General features: G+C 38.5%; 13 protein-coding genes. 5 read left to right on the forward strand and 8 right to left on the reverse strand.

Annotated features, from left to right (window positions below):
* Positions 1-552 precede the first annotated feature (552 nt).
* The 3 genes from ACKGJN_RS05905 to ACKGJN_RS05915 all read right to left on the reverse strand — a co-directional run bounded on the left by ACKGJN_RS05905 (position 553) and on the right by ACKGJN_RS05915 (position 5,102).
* On the reverse strand, positions 553-2,142 hold the full coding sequence (locus ACKGJN_RS05905) for a hypothetical protein (RefSeq protein ID WP_409538527.1): 1,590 nt from the start codon (positions 2,140-2,142) through the stop codon (positions 553-555).
* Positions 2,143-2,252: 110 nt separating this feature from the next.
* The gene (locus tag ACKGJN_RS05910; protein ID WP_409538528.1) at positions 2,253-3,710 is read right to left on the reverse strand and encodes a hypothetical protein; all 1,458 of its coding nucleotides are present in this window, start codon (positions 3,708-3,710) and stop codon (positions 2,253-2,255) included.
* 378 nt (positions 3,711-4,088) lie between these two features.
* A complete protein-coding gene (locus ACKGJN_RS05915; protein WP_409538529.1) occupies positions 4,089-5,102 on the reverse strand; it encodes a response regulator transcription factor in 1,014 nt (337 codons plus the stop codon).
* Between the two features lie 531 nt (positions 5,103-5,633).
* Between ACKGJN_RS05915 and uvrA the strand changes: the two genes are divergently transcribed.
* The 4 genes from uvrA to ACKGJN_RS05935 all read left to right on the forward strand — a co-directional run bounded on the left by uvrA (position 5,634) and on the right by ACKGJN_RS05935 (position 14,837).
* The gene (gene uvrA, locus ACKGJN_RS05920) at positions 5,634-8,474 is read left to right on the forward strand and encodes an excinuclease ABC subunit UvrA (RefSeq protein WP_409538530.1); all 2,841 of its coding nucleotides are present in this window, start codon (positions 5,634-5,636) and stop codon (positions 8,472-8,474) included.
* 134 nt (positions 8,475-8,608) lie between these two features.
* A complete protein-coding gene (locus ACKGJN_RS05925; RefSeq protein WP_409538531.1) occupies positions 8,609-9,298 on the forward strand; it encodes an LOG family protein in 690 nt (229 codons plus the stop codon).
* Positions 9,299-9,463: 165 nt separating this feature from the next.
* Positions 9,464-12,208: a gluzincin family metallopeptidase gene (locus ACKGJN_RS05930; protein ID WP_409538532.1), complete on the forward strand. Its 2,745-nt coding sequence runs from the start codon at positions 9,464-9,466 to the stop codon at positions 12,206-12,208.
* 214 nt (positions 12,209-12,422) lie between these two features.
* Positions 12,423-14,837, forward strand: coding sequence for an alpha-ketoacid dehydrogenase subunit alpha/beta (locus ACKGJN_RS05935; RefSeq protein ID WP_409538533.1), 2,415 nt, complete (start codon positions 12,423-12,425; stop codon positions 14,835-14,837).
* A 193-nt stretch (positions 14,838-15,030) separates the two neighbouring features.
* On the opposite strand, the gene ACKGJN_RS05940 is transcribed toward ACKGJN_RS05935, so the two are convergent.
* Genes ACKGJN_RS05940 through ACKGJN_RS05950 form a run of 3 tightly spaced genes read right to left on the reverse strand, consistent with a single transcriptional unit; the run spans position 15,031 to position 17,895 of the window.
* Positions 15,031-16,551, reverse strand: coding sequence for a PH domain-containing protein (locus tag ACKGJN_RS05940; protein WP_409538534.1), 1,521 nt, complete (start codon positions 16,549-16,551; stop codon positions 15,031-15,033).
* Positions 16,541-17,056: a PH domain-containing protein gene (locus ACKGJN_RS05945; protein WP_409538535.1), complete on the reverse strand. Its 516-nt coding sequence runs from the start codon at positions 17,054-17,056 to the stop codon at positions 16,541-16,543. The genes ACKGJN_RS05940 and ACKGJN_RS05945 overlap by 11 nt, the downstream gene beginning before the upstream one ends.
* A complete protein-coding gene (locus ACKGJN_RS05950; RefSeq protein ID WP_409538536.1) occupies positions 17,056-17,895 on the reverse strand; it encodes a 1,4-dihydroxy-2-naphthoyl-CoA synthase in 840 nt (279 codons plus the stop codon). Before ACKGJN_RS05950 ends, ACKGJN_RS05945 begins: the two co-directional genes overlap by 1 nt.
* Before the next feature lie 160 nt (positions 17,896-18,055).
* Here ACKGJN_RS05950 and ACKGJN_RS05955 point away from each other — a divergent pair, with 160 nt between their 5' ends.
* Entirely contained in the window at positions 18,056-18,550 is a 495-nt protein-coding gene (locus ACKGJN_RS05955; protein ID WP_409538537.1) for a hypothetical protein, read from the forward strand.
* Here ACKGJN_RS05955 and ACKGJN_RS05960 read toward each other — a convergent pair.
* Together ACKGJN_RS05960 and ACKGJN_RS05965 are read right to left on the reverse strand one after the other, a co-directional pair.
* A complete protein-coding gene (locus ACKGJN_RS05960) occupies positions 18,544-19,386 on the reverse strand; it encodes a CvfB family protein (protein ID WP_409538538.1) in 843 nt (280 codons plus the stop codon). The genes ACKGJN_RS05955 and ACKGJN_RS05960 overlap by 7 nt on opposite strands.
* A 267-nt stretch (positions 19,387-19,653) precedes the next feature.
* Positions 19,654-21,051 (reverse strand): exonuclease domain-containing protein, encoded by a 1,398-nt coding sequence (locus tag ACKGJN_RS05965; RefSeq protein WP_409538539.1) that lies wholly within the window; start codon positions 21,049-21,051, stop codon positions 19,654-19,656.
* Between the last annotated feature and the right edge of the window lie 64 nt (positions 21,052-21,115).

Raw genomic sequence — 21,115 nt, forward strand, 5'->3', positions numbered from 1 at the left:
ATGACTTAATTTTTTAAACTTAAAAAAGGATATTAACTAAATTTTAGGAAAATACCATTAAGTTTCAAAAAAAAAATAAATTTCCAACAATTCTTGTAACACTTCAAGATTGGGGGGAGAAAATGAAAGTGTTATTACTTAAGCAAGAGCAATATAAAGCATAAAAAATTTCAAATGCAAAAAAAATCGATGAAATGCACTATTTTTTTAACTTGATTTTAAGAAATCTCCAAAAAGAGCTATGTTAAATATTAAACCATTAATTCACATAATCAATTAATATCATTGGCTTTAATTAGCATCCTTGCTTTTTAGCATTCACCGGTATTAACAATTTGATATGAATTAGTTGTTTCTTATCAAACAGATCTGAAAAGGCAATTTTGTCTTTTCTTAAAATAGAAAAAGCTGTCCAGAAATTTCTGAACAGCCTCTTCTATTAACACCATCTAGTTAATAATAACTATTGGTGATTAATAAAACTAACTCAGCGAACACGTCATCCCCCCGGTTGACTAATCCGCGAAAGTTAATCTTTATCCAACCTTGCTATTATGGCCCACTTGCTGATGCAGCACAGGAAATAGCTTTAACTCTTATATAATAAGGATAAGAATAATTAAAAGTCGAAAATGATAAATCAATTGCAGCTTGCTCTCTATTTAATGAATCAAAAGCTATCACATCTGGATCACAAGAAGATTCCCAACAGCTTGCACTCATACTACCATCTTGATTGCTTGGTCTTACTTCAATCTCATAGGCTATTATTAAGTCATCTGGAAAATTACCATCTATACTTAGGCTAACATCCCCATTACTTAGTGAAGTATTAACACTTCCATATGGATCTCCTATAATATTCTCTAAGAGAAGTCCAGTTTCAGCATTTTCAATTTTTAGAAACGCATCCTGATTATCAGAGTCAAAATAAGCAAAAGCACATCCTACTTCTAGATCTTCTTCTGTTTGAGGAATACTACAAACAGCTTGCAGATTTGCACAAGGATCTGTTTCATCCACACATCCATTTGGTAGGGTACCTGCTACATCTGGACAATCATCATCCAAATTTCTAACTTCATCACCATCACAATCAAAATTATCATAATTTGCAGCCTCCGGATCGCATTTATTGGGTATATCATTACCATTACAATCATCATTTGGGTCCAGTGGATCACATTCACCGTTTCCATTATCATCATCTCCACAATTAATTCTAACATGTCTATAAGCTGGCACTAAGGAAAGTTGTGCAGTGATATCCGTCTGAGTAATTGTGAATTCAAAGAAGTCTGAAGCATCTGCATCATAAGCTCCGGCATCTAGTACAGTTACTCTTACATAATACAATTCTCCTTCTCCTAATGGAGATAATGGGAAACACAATACAGTGGCTGCAAAACTATTGCCCGCGCCAGAAACTGAATTCATTTCTCCATCTACAATAACCTCAGAGCCATCATAACCATCTGCCCAAACATCAACTTCGAACAACGCTGGGTATTCTCTACCGGTCTCGTCATCACAATAGTTCACGAAGATGCAATAGTTGTTCTCTACCTCTATTAGGTTAATATCGAAGAAAATATAACCAAAGGCCTCTTCCTCTCGTGGAACAAAGCACAATACATCCACTTCAATATAAGGCTTGGTTCCTGCGCCCAGGACAATTTCCTGTGGCAAAGGATCGCCCACACTTCCGGCATAGGCACCTCCTTCACGGGGAGCTACCCATAATACCTGGTGATCGGCACTATACACTATAAAATATTCTAATTGGTAGGTACCTGCCGGTAAGCCCAAGTCTTCGGAGTATTCGGTTTCCCAACTTCCGCTGTTATTTTTGATGTTGATCTTGATAAAATCATCAGCATCTGCACCCGGGGCTTCCGGGTTCTTATTTGCTACCCAAGCATCACTGTCATCGGTTAATGCAACTAAAACATAGGCTGGGTCTGCATCACGGCATTCCACAGGATCTTGTTGTTGTTTGTTAAAATCATTCAGCAACGTACCAAATTGAATCTGGAAGGTTTCCTGGACATTAGGATCGACTGCCGTTTCTTCTTTACTACAACTAGTAAAGAGCAATGCCAGGATCGCGATATAACTTAAAAGATAATTTAATTTTTTCATGATTAAATAGTTTAGATTAAATTAGAATGGTTAATAAAAGAATATTCGTTTTGTTTGGACAATTAAAAACCATCCGTTGTAAATTTTACAACGGATGGATATTTTAAAAATTAATCATCATTGTTACAAGTATCACCTGCATGAACAATAACCCAGAAACTACTATCATCACTGGTTCTAGTTAAAGTGAAACTTGTATCACTATCCCCAACCTCATCGTTTCGGTTGTATTGACCTGGACTCTTAGCAATATTTCCCGGATTTTCTTCACTTAAATAAACATGAAGATCTGAAATTGTGAAACCAGGTTCTAGGTCTATGTCAAATTCTACTTGATTACCAGTAGCAGTTATAGTAACTTCTCCTGCCTTTGTTCCTTTACTTAAATCATTTTGACCTGCTCCTCTCCAGAAATCAAACGTTTGACTAGTGCCATCGGCAGTATTAAAATTTTCTGCCCAACCCCAACGATTAGATTTTGAAATGTCCTTTATTTCTGTATCCCCAAACATGAAAGCTGTACCACACCCAGTATTCGGATCATCCATTGGACAACCATTATTAGTTGTGCTATAAACATCTGGACATTGATCAATACAATTTTCGAAACCATCACCATCAGAATCTCTGTCATCACAATCATCACAGGCATCTCCTATCCCGTCTTCATCCTCATCTTCCTGACCTGGATTAAATACTCCTGGGCAATTATCACATTCTGCTCCAACACAGTCGTTATCTGGTTTACAATCGCCATCAGGATCTTGGGGAGTTACAGGACAATCCCCTTGGTTATCACCACAATTAATCCTTATATGTTCATATCGAGGAGTTTGCAATAATTGTGCATCGATATCCGCCTGAGTAATTGTGAATTCAAAGAAGTCTGAAGCATCTGCATCATAAGCTCCGGCATCTAGTACAGTTACTCTTACATAATACAATTCTCCTTCTCCTAATGGAGATAATGGGAAACACAATACAGTGGCTGCAAAACTATTGCCCGCGCCAGAAACTGAATTCATTTCTCCATCTACAATAACCTCAGAGCCATCATAACCATCTGCCCAAACATCAACTTCGAACAACGCTGGGTATTCTCTACCGGTCTCGTCATCACAATAGTTCACGAAGATGCAATAGTTGTTCTCTACCTCTATTAGGTTAATATCGAAGAAAATATAACCAAAGGCCTCTTCCTCTCGTGGAACAAAGCACAATACATCCACTTCAATATAAGGCTTGGTTCCTGCGCCCAGGACAATTTCCTGTGGCAAAGGATCGCCCACACTTCCGGCATAGGCACCTCCTTCACGGGGAGCTACCCATAATACCTGGTGATCGGCACTATACACTATAAAATATTCTAATTGGTAGGTACCTGCCGGTAAGCCCAAGTCTTCGGAGTATTCGGTTTCCCAACTTCCGCTGTTATTTTTGATGTTGATCTTGATAAAATCATCAGCATCTGCACCCGGGGCTTCCGGGTTCTTATTTGCTACCCAAGCATCACTGTCATCGGTTAATGCAACTAAAACATAGGCTGGGTCTGCATCACGGCATTCCACAGGATCTTGTTGTTGTTTGTTAAAATCATTCAGCAACGTACCAAATTGAATTTGGAAGGTTTCCTGGACATTAGGATCGACTGCCGTTTCATCTTTACTACAACTAGTAAAGATCATTGCGAAAATTGCCAGAAAGGCAACGTAATTTTTAAAATTTTTCATGATTTAAATAGTTTAGATTAATAATTAGAATGGTTAATAAAAATTTTATAAAGACACCCAATACATGGGATAAAACTCTATTTAATAAAACTGTTATGTGGGGAATTTTAAAGCATAAGATTTTGAGGGGGGCTAATCTTATTACAAGTAAATATAGATTTGATATTGTGAGAAAGCTATGGGTGAATTCACCCATTCTTTTAATCATAGTTCCTTTCAGGTGACTTTTACATTGATTAAATCGTGATTAATCGCGTAAATAATGCTTTCAAGAATTGTTTCAGAATTGGTGCGTTTAATGATATTAGCCCTGTGCTTTTCTATAGTTTTTGGCGAAATAAACAAGGTTTCTGAAATATCTTTCGTTTTATATCCCTTACACAAAAGCATAATGATTTCTTTTTCTCTTTTACTGAAATTGAAAGTGGTATGTATGCTGTTTTCCTCGAAACATTTCTCTACCAAATCTGATGTACTACCTACCTGGTCGCTTAATTTGAATTTTTCTGAATAATGTATCATCATAATAAGTTGACCATCTATCATTCTATCAAGTTTGGAAAAACTGATTTTGGCTTCGCGAATTTTCCCGTTACTTAATCGTAACGAGGTTTTTGTATTGGCTTGCATATGCTTTCCCCTGGAAAAATTTCGCAAGCTCGTTTTAACTTTGATTTTATTCTCACAATGAACAAAATCGGTAAGCTTAAGTCCTTCGGTTTGTTGTACTTTAAAACTGTGTCTAAAGGCATCGTTCATCGCGATGATATTTTCCTGCTGTAACAGTACTACCGGATTTTCCATGATATTAAAGAGACCTAAAAAAGCATCTTTCCAGTAATTGGTCAAGGTCCTATCCTTCGTTACCAGTTCCAGCAACTCATCACATAGACAATTTGTAGAAATGGATGTGTAAAAAATTTGATCTACCAAATCATTAAACCGCTCTTCAATTAAGGATCTTTCCAAAGCCTCTCCATAAATTATTAAATGACTTTTTTTCAGGAAATGCGTAGACCTAAAATTCCCAAGGTTTTTAAGGCTTTTTAAATTTAACGAGGTCTGATCTATCAGGATAATATCCGGTAAAAGCTTTAATGCAGTAGAGTATCCGGAGTGCAGGGAATTCACTGTGTGAACTATAAATTGAAGACTCAAGCCTTCTTTCAAATCAGCAATCAAATTTTTCTGACTACTGATGATCAACAAATGTTTTTTTTCTGTTTTCATCCCTAAATAATTTTAAATACATATCAAGCCTTTTCAGATTTATACAAACTGAGATTCGGGAGGATAAATAATAGGTGCGTGCCTTTAGAGGACACAAAATAATCCGGGGGGATTAACAAAAAAACAGGGGTATTATTTTAATTTTGGAGTTGAAATAACATCTGTAGGGTACGATGCAAAAAAAATTGGGGAGAGTTTGATATTATAAATATAGGGGAAATTACCTATAAATCCTCTAAAATTTAAGTAATATTATCCTGACAAGCAGGTTGTTAAAATCTTGTTCTAAAAAGTTAAACTTCGGATTAAATCCTTGTTTTTTTAACATTGACTTCCTCTACTAGGATTTATTAACAATTTCACACCTTTAAAAAACGTCATATTCTGTAATAAAACCCATTTTTTATAAATTTTTTCTTCTTTATTATTTAATATGTGCTAAAGAATTTACCTATTAATTAACAAGGCCATGTTTAGGCTTTCTTTTTAGTTAGCAACAGTTTAAGTACCTTTGCCCACTTGAGGAAAAATATGGCTAAAGCTGAAGAGAATATAGAAGTATTAGGGGCCAGGGTTCATAATTTAAAAAATATAGATGTTACCATACCCCGCGAAAAATTGGTTGTTATTACAGGGCTTTCAGGATCGGGAAAATCATCTCTTGCCTTCGATACCATTTATGCCGAGGGACAACGCAGGTATATAGAAACTTTTTCGGCCTATGCCCGTCAGTTTCTTGGCGGAATGGAGCGTCCGGATGTAGACAAGATCGAAGGACTCTCTCCCGTGATTGCAATAGAACAAAAAACCACGAGTAAAAATCCGCGGAGTACCGTTGGTACCATAACTGAAATCTATGATTTCCTGAGATTGCTTTTTGCAAGAGCCGCAGATGCCTATAGTTATAACACCGGCGAAAAAATGGTGAGTTATAATGATGAGCAAATCAAGGACCTTATCATTAAAAACTTCAAAGGTAAACGCATCAGCATTCTGTCTCCCGTGGTGCGTTCCCGGAAGGGTCATTACAGGGAACTCTTTGAGCAAATTTCAAAACAGGGATTTGTAAAAGTACGTACAGATGGGGAGGTACGCGACCTGGTAAAGGGAATGAAGCTGGACCGTTATAAAATGCATGATATTGAGATCGTGGTGGACCGCCTGAAGATCGATGAAAAAGCGGAGTCCCAGAAAAGACTGGAGGAGAGCATAAAAACCGCGATGTATCACGGGGAAGATGTGTTGATGATAATGGAGCAGGAAAGTGGCGATATTCGCTATTTTAGCCGAAATTTAATGTGTCCCACTTCCGGGGTTTCGTACCCCAATCCAGAGCCAAACAACTTTTCCTTCAACTCCCCAAAAGGAGCCTGTCCTACCTGTAACGGAATAGGCACCCTGCATAAAGTGAATGTCGATAAACTTATTCCGAATAGAACACTTTCCATTAAGAAGGGTGCACTTGCCCCACACGGCCCACAAAAGAAAAACTGGATTTTTTCTCAGCTGGAACTCATCGCAGAAAGATTTGACTTTAAGCTAAGTGATCCCGTAGAATCCGTTCCGCAACCTGCACTGGATATGATCCTGTTTGGAGGAAAGGAAAAGTTTTCAAAACAATCTGAAACCCTTGGGATCACCAGGGATTATAAAATAGATTTTGAAGGTGTAGCTACTTTTATTGAAGCCACCTTTAACAACAATGATTCAACGTCCTTAAAACGTTGGGCAAAGGAATATATGGACAAAATTGAATGTCCGGATTGTGAAGGAAGCAGACTTAAAAAAGAGTCGCTTTATTTCAGGATTAAAGATCATAACATTGCTCAACTGGCTCAAAAAGACATCACAGATCTGGCCGAATGGTTTGAGAATTTAAACGATAAGCTTTCAGAAAAACAACTTTTAATCGCTTCCGAAGTAATAAAAGAAATAAAGATAAGACTTCAGTTTTTGGTGGATGTAGGCTTAACCTATCTTTCCCTTAACAGAGGATCAAAATCCCTTTCAGGCGGGGAAGCACAACGTATAAGACTCGCCACTCAAATAGGTTCCCAATTGGTTGGTGTCCTGTATATTCTGGACGAACCGAGCATTGGACTCCATCAAAGAGACAATGAAAAACTCATCAATTCGCTAATTTCATTGCGCGATCTTGGAAATTCTGTTATAGTGGTTGAACACGATAAGGATATGATAGAACGGGCAGATCACGTTATAGATATTGGCCCTCATGCAGGAAGACACGGAGGTGAAATAATTAGCCAGGGAACCCCTTCAGAAATAAAAAAACATAATACCATTACCGCCAACTATTTAAATGGCACGATGGAGATTGAAGTTCCCAAAGACCGAAGAAAAGGAAATGGAAAATATCTTATTCTAAAAGGGGCTACCGGAAACAACCTTAAAAATGTATCCATAAAAATTCCATTAGGGCAAATGATTGCCGTTACAGGTGTTTCAGGAAGCGGGAAATCCACGCTTATCAATGAGACCCTCTACCCTATTATGAATGCCTTTTATTTTAATGGCGTAAAAGAGCCAATGCCTTACAAAAGCATAAAAGGGCTGGAGCATTTAGATAAAGTTATAGACATTAACCAATCTCCTATTGGAAGAACTCCCCGGTCTAATCCTGCAACTTATACAGGGGTTTTTTCTGAAATAAGAACCTTGTTTGCAAAAACACCTGAAGCGATGATTCGGGGTTACAAGCCGGGAAGATTCAGTTTTAATGTAAAAGGAGGTAGATGTGAAACATGCAGAGGTGGAGGTTTACGGGTGATCGAGATGAATTTCCTGCCGGATGTTTATGTGGAATGCGAAACCTGCCAGGGAAAACGGTTTAACCGGGAGACCCTGGAAATACGATATAAAGGAAAATCGATTTCAGATATACTGGAAATGACCATAAATGAGGCAACCCCATTTTTTGAACTAATTCCAAAGATCTACAGGAAATTAAAAACCATACAGGATGTTGGGCTGGGATATATTACATTAGGCCAGCAAAGCACCACCCTCTCCGGAGGGGAAGCCCAAAGGATAAAACTGGCTACCGAACTTTCAAAACGCGATACCGGAAATACATTTTATATATTAGATGAACCTACTACAGGACTTCATTTTGAAGATATACGTGTTTTGATGGATGTTTTAAATAGATTAGCCGATAAAGGAAATACCGTCGTGATTATTGAACATAATATGGATGTGATCAAAATGTCCGATTATATAATCGATATTGGATACGAAGGCGGAAAAAATGGTGGGGAAGTTATCGTAAGCGGAACTCCGGAGCAAGTGGCTAAACATAAAAAGAGTTATACCGCACAATACCTGAGAAAAGAATTACAATCAAAAACCTAAGTGCAGGCCCACAAGGTATGGCCCGATAATTCGGGAGAAAAATACTTATAAAAATTTGAGGAAGGCCGGCCCGCCTGAAAGATTCGGCCTCGCAGAAATAAACCCTCAAGGAGGGATTAAAATATAAAAAATTAATGAGAGCAAAACGAGGAACTAAAGCCTGGAATGAAATAAAAACCAATGATTCCTGGGCCATTTTTAAAATAATGGGAGAGTTTGTAAAAGGATATGAGAAACTAAGCCAGATAGGCCCCTGCGTTTCCATCTTTGGCTCCGCCAGAACAAAACCAGACCAAAAATATTATAAATTAGCCGAAAAAATAGCCCAAAAAATAGTAGATCACGGCTATGGAGTGATTACCGGAGGTGGGCCCGGAATTATGGAAGCGGGAAATAAAGGTGCACATCTTGCGGGCGGAACTTCCGTAGGATTGAACATTGACCTGCCTTTTGAACAACATGACAATCCATACATCGATTCAAATAAAAATGTGGATTTTGATTATTTTTTCGTTCGTAAGGTGATGTTCGTTAAATACTCCCAGGGATTCGTTGTGATGCCCGGCGGATTTGGTACACTTGATGAGCTCTTTGAAGCGCTCACCCTTATTCAAACCAATAAAATAGATAAATTCCCCATTATTTTGGTAGGAACAGAATATTGGGGCGGATTGCTGGACTGGATACGTAAAACACTTCAGGATGATTTTGAAAACATCAGCGATGGCGATATAGATCTGGTTCAACTGGTAGATACCGAAGATGAAGTAATAGAGATCCTGGATAAATTCTATGATGAATATAATCTAAGCCCTAATTTTTAATAAGGACTTAATTGCTATTTTTATTTCTTTAATTATTTTTAAGCAAAAATAACCATACCCCCAGATTTACTAATTTTTTAATATCCGTACCTATTGAATCTTAAAGGTAATTTAGCGTTTCTATTCCCATTGTTTGCCCTGAGTACTTGCCTTGGGCAAACAACCATGAATATAACCGCGGTTTTAAATGATTCCACTCAAACATTTAATATTCAGCAGGAAATCTTATACGAGAATTCGGGCGAGGATACGCTCACCGCGATATATCTAAATGATTGGGCCAACAGTTATAAAGACAAAAGCACTCCTTTGGCCAAACGATTTGCTGAAGACTACATTCGAAGATTCCATTTTGCAAGAGCAGGGGAACGGGGATCTACGAAAATTTACAGTATAACTGATGAAAATGTACAGACGTACTCCTGGGAACGGCCGGGAGGAAATCCGGATTTAATCCGTGTGAATTTAGCCCAATCACTATTGCCGGGTAAAAAAACAACTATCAATCTACTCTACCAGGTAAAAGTTCCTTCCGAAAAATTTACCCGATTTGGGTATGACGATTTGGGAAATTATAAACTTAAATACTGGTACATCACTCCTGCAGTGTATAATGGGAAGTGGCAGTTATACAGTGATAAAAACCTTGGAAATCAATATGCAGCCCCTGCAAATATCAATATTAAACTTTCCACACGTCCTTATTTATATGTTGCTTCTCCGCTAAAAAAAGAGCGACTTGTGACGGAGGACAAATATAAAACCACTTATTTATCTGGCGAGAATATAGTTACTTCAGATTTGTTTCTCACTAAATCCTATGTATTTGATGCTATCCTTGTAAACGAGAAACAGGTAGTGACCAATCTTGAAGATGAAGAACTAAACCCTCAAATGAAGGGATTTATACTGGACAGGATCCTTAAATACCTGGAACAACGGCTTGGCAGCTATCCCCACGAAAGCATAATGGTTACAAGGGAAGATTACCTTAATAACCCGGTTTATGGGTTAAATCAATTGCCAAGGTTCATCCGGCCTTTCCCAGACGGATTTCAGTACGATATCAAGCAGTTAAAGGCTATTACCAATCAATATCTTAAAAACACAATCCTTCTTAATCCAAGAAAAGAGCAATGGGTATATGATGCCATTCAAATATCATTGATGCGGGATTATGTGGACACCTATTATCCTAAGATGAAAGTACTTGGAAGTTTAAGCGATATTATAGGTGTGAGATGGTTTCATGCGGCCGATCTTGAATTTAACGATCAGTATCCGTTTCTATACCTTCATATGGCCAGAATGAACCTGAATCAGCCTCTTTCCACAGCACAGGATTCCCTGGTTAAATTTAATCAGAATATCGCCAATTCCTATAAAGCCGGAACGGGCTTAAAATATGTTGAGGAATTTCTGGAATCAGATGCTGTTAAAAAGTCCATTTCTGAATTTTATAAGACAAACCTCCTGATACCTTCCAGTGAACATGATTTCCTCGGGATACTTCAAAAAAACTCACAAAAAGACATTTCCTGGTTTTATGAAGATTTTGTAAAAACAAACCAGAAAATCGATTTCAAAATTTCTGGTTTAAAAAAATCTCCGGACTCATTAAAGGTTACCATAAAAAATAAAAGAAACAATGACATGCCCGTCTCGCTTTATGGCCTTAAAGACGGCGAAATAGTTTATAAAACCTGGGTAGAAAACATTGAAGAATTCAAGGAAGTAACAATCCCAAGAAATAGTATAGACCGGCTGGCACTTAATTATGAAGGTGAAATTCCCGAAATAAATCAACGGGATAATTATAGGGCAGTGACAAAACTTCTGAATAAGCCCATTCAATTCCGACTTTTACAGGATGTGGAAGATCCAAGATATAACCAGTTATTCTTCATGCCTGAAGTTTCATACAACCTGTATGATGGTATCGCCATAGGTCCTAAATTATATAATAAGACGATCCTTAACCGAAATTTTGATTTTAAGATTTCCCCGAAATTTGGCTTTCACAGCAAAACCATTGTAGGATCTGCATCACTGTCCAATACCCATTTTTATGATGATCAGGATCTTTTTGCACTGCGCTACGGAATTAGCGGTACGCGTTTTTCCTATGGATATGATTTGTTCTATGAAAAGCACACGCCTTATTTGGGATTCTATTTCAGGAATTCATATTTACGGGATAACGAGCGTCAAAGTCTTTTCCTGCGGAATGTGAACGTTAAACAGGACCTTGACCCGTTTAATCCTGTTGAACAACCCGAGTACAATGTTTTTAATATTCGCTACAATTACAGCGATACAAACCTGGTAGATCATATCTCTGCCGGGATCGATTACCAGATCGCGAAAAATTTCAGCAAAATTGCCCTGGAACTGGAATACAGAAAGCTTTTTAAGAGCAACAGGCAAATAAATCTCAGGTTGTTTGCCGGTACCTTTATTTATAGCGATGAAAGGGATAATGATTATTTCAGTTTTGCACTAGACCGTCCAACCGATTATCTTTTTGATTATAATTATTACGGAAGAAGTCAGGCCAGTGGCTTGTTCAGTCAACAAATTATCCCGGCAGAAGGTGGATTTAAATCGCAGTTACAACCCGAATATGCAAATCAATGGATTACCACCTTAAACGCAAATACCAATATCTGGAAATGGGTCTTTGCCTATGGAGATGTGGGACTGGTTAAAAACAAAGGTCAAAATGCTGAATTTCTCTATGATTCAGGAATCAGGGTAAGTTTAGTTCAGGATTATTTCGAACTTTACTTTCCTGTTTATTCCAATTTAGGATGGGAGATTGCCGATGATAATTACGATCAAAAAATTAGATTTATTGTCACTTTAGACATTAACACGCTCTTAAGACTCTTTACAAGACAATGGTATTAATAGATAATTAATCGTATCTTAAACGCCAATTGTGACACTTAATTTTTAAGAAACTTCATTATAGAATTCTTAATAAACTCCTTTAAAAACTCATTTAATTATAGAATCAATAATAAAATAGGTTTTTTAGAAGAGATAGCAAAAAAATGATTGCTTTTTATTGAATTGTATTTATCCATAGATTTCGTTACATTTGTCACTCTAAAATAATTTCATGCAAAGCCAAACACAATCCAAGGAGTCCATTTCTTTTGAAGATTTTAAAACAGAGGTTTTAAAAGACTATAAACTTGCAGTCACCAGCCGTGAATGCAGTCTATTGGGAAGACGTGAGGTACTTACCGGAAAAGCCAAATTCGGAATTTTTGGAGATGGAAAAGAAATTCCACAACTGGCGATGGCCAAAGTCTTTAAAAACGGGGATTTTAGATCCGGGTATTACAGGGATCAAACTTTTATGATGGCGATTGGAGCTTTGAATATTCAGCAGTTTTTTGCCGGGCTTTACGCCGATACTTCTATAGAAAACGAACCGATGTCTGCCGGAAGACAAATGGGTGGTCACTTTACAACCCATAGCCTGAATGAGGACGGAAGCTGGAAAAATTTAATGCAACAAAAAAATTCCAGTGCCGACATCTCCCCTACCGCCGGCCAGATGCCAAGATTATTAGGTTTGGCGCAGGCTTCAAAAATATACAGAAATGTTGAAGGAATAGCTTCTGAAAAATTTTCAGAAAATGGAAATGAAATCGCCTGGGGAACCATAGGAAATGCAAGTACCAGTGAAGGTCATTTTTGGGAAACTATCAATGCAGCCGGAGTTTTACAGGTGCCATTGGTTATGAACGTATGGGATGATGAATATGGAATTTCTGTGCACGCAAAATACCAAACTACAAAAGAAAATATCTCTGAGGTCCTGAAAGGATTCCAACGGGATGAAAACAATAAAGGTTACGAGATAATCATTGTAAATGGCTGGGATTATGTAGCACTTGTGGAAGCTTATGAAAAAGCATCCAGAATTGCCAGAAAACACCACTCCCCTGTATTAATCCACGTAAAGGAACTTACACAACCCCAGGGACATTCCACTTCCGGTTCTCACGAACGCTATAAGGATGGGGAGCGATTGGCCTGGGAACGGGAATACGATTGTAATATGAAATTCCGGGAATGGGTGATTGAAAATAATTTCGCCACGGTAGAAGAATTGAATGAAATCGATGCCGATATTAAAAAGCAGGTTCGGGAAGGAAAAAAAGCAGCCTGGGCCGCTTATACAGATCCTATGAAAATGAAAATGAAGGAGCTTTTACCTTTGCTGGATCAGGCTGCAAAGTCCAGTGACAACAAGGAAGCCATTCTTTCATTAAAAAAAGAAATTACAGAGATCAAAGAACCTCTTAAAAAAGATCTTTTAGTTGCAGCCAGAAAAAGTCTTCGGTATTTAACAGGAACCAAAAGTGATGCACGAACCCGGATTATCAACTGGATAGACCGTTACACCAGAGATTCACAACCTGAATATAGCAGTAATCTTTACAGTGAATCTGCTGAAAATGCGCTTTATATAGATGAAGTAAAACCTGTTTATTCTGAAGATTCCAAAGAAGTAGATGCCAGGATCATCCTTCGCGACAACTTTGATAAAATATTTGAAACAAGACCGGAAACCTTGATCTTTGGAGAAGATGCAGGAGAAATTGGGGATGTAAACCAGGGTCTGGAAGGGCTACAGGAAAAATACGGAAAATTACGGGTAGCCGATGCTGGTATCCGGGAAGCTACAATACTTGGACAGGGAATTGGAATGGCCATGCGTGGTTTAAGACCTATTGCCGAAGTTCAATACCTGGATTATATACTTTATGCCTTACAAATTATGAGTGATGATCTTGCAACCCTGCAATACCGCACCAAAGGGAAGCAAAAGGCACCGCTTATTGTACGAACCCGTGGACACAGACTGGAAGGCATCTGGCATAGTGGTTCACCAATGGGAGCGCTGGTTCATTTATTGAGAGGAATGCACATCCTGGTACCAAGAAACATGACCAAAGCCGCGGGATTCTATAATACCTTACTTCAAGGTGACGAACCTGCATTGATTGTAGAATGTCTTAACGGATACCGGTTAAAAGAAAAACTCCCTACCAATATGGGAGCATTTAGAACCCCTATTGGGGTGGTGGAAACCATAAAAGAAGGAAAAGATATCACGCTGGTTTCCTATGGATCTACATTAAGACTCGTGGAAGAAGCAGCAAAAGAATTGCAGCAAGCAGGAATTAGTGCCGAGATTATCGATATACAGTCGTTACTGCCATTAGATCTTAATAAAGATCTTGTTAAGAGTGTGGCAAAAACAAATCGATTGCTGGTAATAGACGAAGATGTTCCGGGAGGAGCTTCCGCTTATATTCTGCAACAAATTGTAGAGGAACAAAATGCATATCTTCATTTAGACAGCAAACCACAAACCCTTACAGCAAAATCACATAGACCAGCCTACGGGACAGATGGAGATTATTTCTCCAAACCTTCTGCTGAAGATATCTATGAAAAGGTTTATGCTATTATGAATGAAGTGGACCCGGAAAAATACCCTGCATTAAAATTATAATTCTTTAGATATATCAGAATAAAAAGAGGCTGTCCGAAAAGTCATTAAATTCGTCATCCTGAACCTGCCCGTTCGTTCAGGCGGGTTTATTTCAGGATATAACTTGTTAAAAATCACAACATTTTAGAAGCTGAAACAAGTTCAGCTTGACGGAAGTTGGACTTTTTAGACAGCCACTTAATTTTTTACTATTTTACATCCATCCCTTATTTGCAGATTCAATTTTAAAAAGAACATAATTTAGATACGGAACAATTTTTTTATCGACCGCTCGAAAGGAAACATCTCCACCGGCAGTATGAAACACAATATTGAAAACATTTCTTTTCTTATACCAAATGGGCTGTGTAACGCTTAAAGATTGTAGTTTATAAGTTTCTACCGTTTCTTCCTTCTTATTCCATACGCCGGATTTCAGGCGCAGAAAATCATCAGAGATCTGTAATTTTTTAGAGGCGAAAAGTTTAAGCTGCCAGATAATTCCAATAATAAGATAGATCCCAACTAACACTGCCCAGGTTTCAAAAGCAATATAGTTTGTGAAAAATGGAAAAAGCAAACTGAGCGCTATAGGCAAAAAAACAGACTGGAACATCTGCCGGAATAATAAGATCTTGTTTGGACGAAAAGTTTTCTCCAGGGTATCTTCTGAATTGGCATCTGCATACACGAAGGATTTTATCTTTTCAACCGTTGTTTCACCAAGGCCCGGAATTTTAATTTTCGATTTCTCCAGGGTATTTTCACTGCTTGCAAGAGAAAAACGCGCTTCATATAAATTCAGCCACTTTTGAACAGGATTGGTCGTGACCTGCAACAGTTGAATTCTTCTGGGTTGCAATGAGATCTTTGTATTGGTTTTTAAACCCATTTCAAGTTCAAGACTGCTTTTGCTTTGCTGAAGTTTAAGTCCGAAGTATTTGATAAAAACCTCAACAACCGTAATAACCATACTTAGCAACAATATTAGAATGGCGACAATAACAAAAACTCCAACAGATTCCAGAAGTCCCGGAATTTGCTCCAACTGTTCATCAAGACCTTCAGAATAATCTTCCACAAAAGGCCTTAATTCATTGAAAATAGTAGAGAAAAATACAAATATCAACGCAAGGCCGCGCAGGTAATTGGTACTTAAACCTATTTTCAAAAGATCTAAAAAATTCAATTTATGCGTCCATAGAACCTCCTTTTTAACAGGGCCTTCCAATTCTTCAGTCCCGGTTTCAGCAATTGCAGCATCCTTTTTTGCCCGTATCAACAGGGCTGAGAGTACATCTGCCTTTTCCTTTGAAATGGCTTTTATGCTTATCTCCTTATCGCTGCTACCGGCAGTTTCAATAATCAGGCTATATACATTGATTATGCGCTGTAAAATGGAACGTTTTAAATAAACCTGCTGAATTTTGTCGAAGGGAATCGCGATATCTTCCGTAGAAAAAACCCCTTTTTGTAGCTTGAATTCTTCTTTGGAATAATCTATATGAAATAAAAATTTCCTGTAATACCAGTAACTATATATAAGGGCAAGAATGGCTAAAATGCTTACCCCAAGCCCTACAAAAAACAAGATCCTTCCGCCCGGGCTATTAAGCAAAAAATAAACCCCAAGCACCCAAAATCCCTTAATGAATTTATAAACCGTAGTGAGAAAAATAAGCAGCACCCCTATTCCCGATTGACGTTGGGGTTCAGAAAAAGAATCAGCTTTCATCTTCAGATATCTTTTTTGCCAGAGATTCCTTCAGCCGCAGGGCAAGTTCCGGTTCCAGTCCGGGAATTTGAATATCGCTGCCGCTGCCGCCGGCCGTAAATATATTGAGGGTAGCAATTCCAAAAAATTTATCCAGAATTCCCCTTGATATGGTAGCATGCTGGATCCTGTTAAAAGGAACTACGGTAGTTCTGTTTATAAGATATCCCCTTTTATATAAAACATCCCTTTCGCGAATAACATACCCGTATTCCTCCTGCATTTTGATGTTATTCCAAAGTTTAAATCCAAAAAACAATACAAAAATCACGATGCCTGAATAAATATAATAGGTTTCTAGTTGATAATAGAACAAGCCTGCAATACCGGCTAAAGCAATCAATAATAGAATCCCTAATTCCACCAAAACCTTTTTAAGGTATTGAGATGAAATAGGGTGAAAATCTACCGCCTCATAATTGGGAAGAGCACTAAGGTCTATTTCTTTATTCGAAAAATTTTCCATTAAGGAAGCCATTTTTTAACAAAATTAGGTTTTCTTTTTTCCAGGAAGGCATCCCTTCCTTCTTTGGCTTCCTCGGTCATATAAGCCAAACGGGTTGCTTCCCCCGCAAAAACCTGTTGTCCCACCATGCCGTCGTCGGTAAGGTTCATCGCGAATTTCAGCATTTTGATAGACATTGGCGATTTTGCCAGGATTTCCTGAGCCCATTCATAAGCGGTATTTTCCAGTTCCTCATGAGGAATAACAGCATTCACCATTCCCATTTCAAAAGCTTCCTGGGCCGAATAATTCCTGCCTAAAAAGAAAATTTCACGAGCGCGTTTCTGCCCTACCATTTTGGCCAGATATGCAGATCCATATCCTCCGTCAAAACTGGTCACATCGGCATCGGTTTGTTTGAAAATCGCGTGCTCCTTACTTGCGAGAGTTAGATCACACACCACATGCAAACTATGTCCGCCACCAACTGCCCAACCCGGAACAACCGCGATCACAGCTTTTGGCATAAATCGTATTAATCGTTGCACTTCAAGGATGTTTAGCCTGTGCATCCCGTCCTCACCAACATATCCCTGATGGCCTCTCGCCTTCTGGTCTCCTCCGCTGCAAAATGAATACACGCCATCCTTGGAAGAAGGTCCTTCTGCCGATAATAAAACCACGCCAATAGAAGTATCTTCCTGGGCATCGTAAAAAGCCTGGTACAATTCACTGGTGGTTTTTGGCCTGAACGCATTTCTTACATCAGGACGGTTAAAGGCTATCCTGGCAACTCCGTTAGCCTTTTTATAGGTGATATCTTCAAATTCTTTTGCTGTTTTCCAATCAATGCTAGTCATATACCTTGTTTTACCGTAAAAATAGGATTTTAAAGTCAAATGAAAAGTTTCCTTTTCACTTTCATCATAAATACGAACGGGAGATCCGGGTAAATAATCCAGATTTATTTACATTATAATCTTTAGCACAATTCTTGATATATTTGAAAAAACTTCAGCGATGAAAAAAACAGGATTACTTTTCTTCTTTATACTCATATCCTTTTTCGGAACTGCTCAGGAAATAGAGATCCCTGCTCTGCGGGAATCTACTTCAGAATTTATAATTAAAAGAATTGAAATTATTCCCTCTTTAAGCATTTTATCACCTGAAATTCCCAATACCGGAAATTTCAAAATTCGAACTGTAAATTTTGATCTTGAAAATGAACCCCGGGAAGTGAATATGGCCGAATTTATGGCACGGGAAAGAAGGATGAAATCAAGAATGGTAGAACTCGCTCCTCCGGTTCAGCTACCACAAAAGGATAACACCGTTTCGGTAGGTCGCAATACCGATTGGAATGCAAGTCCGCGATTTTTCAATCAATCATTCAGCCCTGAACTTCAACGAAGCGGAACCAGAAATTCTGTTTACAGAAATGCTGCTGAAGGAACCGGGCATTATTACCTTACCCGGCAAAATCCTTTTGCGAGAAGAGGTTATTATTATTGATCCTTTTTAAGATAGATCCCGTCTTCCTTAATATCTATAAGGCGTTGCTTGTATAAAGTGCCTATCGCCTTTTTAAAGCTTTTTTTACTCATTTGAAGTGTTCTCTGGATTTCCTGCGGCGAAGATTTATCGGTGAGTTTTAAATGACCTCCTTTAAGTTCTATTTCATTCAATATATCCTGGGCGTTCGGCTCAATACTTCTGTATCCCGGACGCTGCAATGTGATGTCTATTTTCCCTTCTGCTGGTCTTGTTTTCTTAACCCACGCCTTTAAACGGTCTCCGGGTTGCATATCCTGAAAAATATCATCCTTGAATATCAATCCCTGGTGCAGTTCATTCACAATTACATTCATACCAAGATCTGTAGGATTGGCTACAATAATATCCACTTCCTCAAAAGGCTCTACCGTTAATTCTGTATTATCTAAAAAAGCATTGGTTTTACTTGAAGCAACCAATCGATTGGTTGCTTGATCCAAATAACAAAAAACCAGGTACCAGCTTTCTTTCCGCATCTTTGAAGCCATCTCGCGATAAGGAACAAAAAGATGTTTTTCCAGCCCCCAGTCCAGAAAAGCACCAATATCAGAAACTTCTACACACTTTAAGTAAGCGAATTCATCCAGCTTAACGTAAGGCGTTAATGTAGTGGCAACAGGCCTTTCCTGATGATCCAGATAAATAAAGACATTTATCTCATCTTCCAAATCAAAGATTTCCGGTTTATATTTATTGGGCAATAAGACCTCATCCCCTTCCTCATTTCTCAAAAATAATCCGGGTTCCGTATCACGGTCAATTTTCATCGTATGGTATTCACCAAGTGTAAGCATAGCTAAATTTTAAAATGCAAAGGTACTTTATATTTTTTCGGGAATTATCAAAAACCTCGGGCGGGGTGGTTCCGGTTATATTTAATTCCTAAACCTTTCCGTCTTATCAACCCTTCCGTCTTAAGCGGCAGAAGAATCTGGTAATTTAAAAACATCCTAATACCAATTATCCACCCCGCCCGTACCTGATACGGGAGGGCTTCCCTTCATCCCGACGCTTCGGGAGGGAGGAGTTAAACAAAAAGATCAACTTTAAAACTGCTGTTTTTAAGCAACCACCCTATCGTCAAAAAACAATATTTTTGGTGTTCCCTTTTTCCGCAGATAATTGCTCAGAATTTTATGGGTATGGTACGTGGCTTCCTGCAAGGTTAAAAAAGGCTCATAATCATCTACAGAAGTTATGGGGACATCGGTGTCTACAAATCCAAATCCCTGATACCTTCCATCCTTAACCAGCACAAAAGCTTCTTCCTTAAAATGCCTGCCTTTTTCACGGATCACATAAGTTGGGGTCTCCTCTCCAAGAGATGCAATGGCTTCTTCGACCTTAGCATTATAATGCTCTATAGATTCTGAACCTTCACAAATCCCTTCACAATTCTGAATCCGGTAATGGGAACATACATTCACTTTACTTTGGAGGGTACAATACCTGGGGCAAAGTTTAAAAAACTCACAAAGCTGTTCCAGTTTTTCAGCAGCTGCTGCCCTGTTATAAAAAGTGCTTACAGAGTCCATCGTCAAATTGGTTTTTCCCAAAGCAAGCTGAATGATCCCACGCTGATTGATGTAACTAATAATTTGATAAACCAACCCGGGACGCTTCTGCGCATGGTTGTATTTGGGGTAGTGTCTGCGGATATGATCTGCTTCCAGCAACAAGGCGGTAAGTTCATTCCCGGTAGTTTCATGATCTATATAATAGGTTTCCTGTCCAAGTCGGTATTCCTTGGTCATTTTATCGTAAAAATGTGATAGTACACGTTTTTTTATATTGATGGCTTTCCCTGCATAAAGTACTTTATGATGTTTATCCTTGAACAGATAAATTCCGGGAGAATCTGGTAAATCATTGATTTGATCTGCAGACAGATGCGGCGGCAGGGTGGCTTCTTTGGAATGCGCGTGCAGAAAGGTCCGAAACACTTTATAATCCTCATCCAGGCTTAGAAGGCGCTTTAAAAGGATCACTGTGGCATCGGTATCACCTTCGGCACGATGGCGGTCGATAATAGGAATATTTATGGAATCACATAAACGACCAAGACTGTAGGAAAACAAATTAGGGATGAGTTTTCGGGAGAGTCGTACGGTACAAAGTTTTTTTCGGGTGAATTCAAATCCCAGATCTTTAAATTCATTCCGTAGCACATTATAATCGAAGCTAACGTTATGAGCGACGAAAATCGCGTCCCTGGTCATTTCTTCGATCTCTCTGGCTACCTCGTGAAATTTAGGAGCATTGGCCACCAAATCATTATCTATCCCGGTGAGCGCGGTGATTTGCAATGGAATATTTTTTTCGGGATTGATTAGCGTGGTATATTTATCCAGGATCACCGAACCCTTAAGGCGCACAATGCATATTTCGGTAAGGCGGTTTCCGTTGATCCCTCCCCCGGTAGTTTCCACATCAACAACTGCAAATAATTGATCTTCCATAATAATTTTTTCTAATTCGGCCACACAGCAATACTATTCAAAATTTGGATTATTTCCAAGTAAA

This window comes from Gillisia xinjiangensis, from assembly GCF_046298265.1.
GTDB lineage: Bacteria > Bacteroidota > Bacteroidia > Flavobacteriales > Flavobacteriaceae > Gillisia > Gillisia xinjiangensis.